The organism is Janthinobacterium sp. BHSEK, assembly GCF_056174685.1.
In genome coordinates this window covers 1-527 of record NZ_JBWBYV010000208.1, presented here as the reverse complement: position 1 = coordinate 527, position 527 = coordinate 1, and the positions used below count along the sequence as shown (strand labels likewise).

Below are 527 nucleotides of genomic sequence, written 5' to 3'. Positions count from 1 at the left end.
GTACCAGTGGTCTTTGCCGTCCTGCAGCAAGGCCAGGATTTCGCCCTTGTCGCCGCCGGTCTTGGCGATGTAGCTTGTGGCCATGGCTTCGGCGTAGCTGTCGAGCATGTTGGCATCTTCACGCAGCGAAGCACTATTGCCACCCGTGTACATCCAGGGAGCGTGGATCATCAGCATAGCGTTGTCGGCCATCTCGACCGTATCGCCGGCCATGGCGATCAAGCTAGCGATGGAAGCGGCAATGCCGTCGATCACGGTGGTAACGGTGGCGGGATGGCGCTTGAGGGCGTTGTAGATGGCCACGCCATCGGTCACAGAGCCGCCGTAGCTATTGATGCGCACGGTCAAGGCAGACACGTCCAGCAAGGCCACTTCGCGCACAAACTCCTTAGCGGCGACGGTATCGCCATACCAGCTCTCGCCGATATCGCCATAAATAAGGATTTCAGCGCTCGCTTGTGCACTGACACTGGCGGCCGGGCGCGCTTGGGCGCGGATGGTGTACCATTTTTCCGGCGGTGCTACGG

1 protein-coding gene is annotated in these 527 nt (G+C 60.5%); it reads right to left on the bottom strand.

Going from position 1 to position 527, the window contains the following annotated elements:
* Positions 1 to 527 (bottom strand): head maturation protease, ClpP-related (locus tag AC0V2Y_RS28470; RefSeq protein ID WP_475418465.1); only part of this gene is annotated, 527 nt, incomplete at both ends.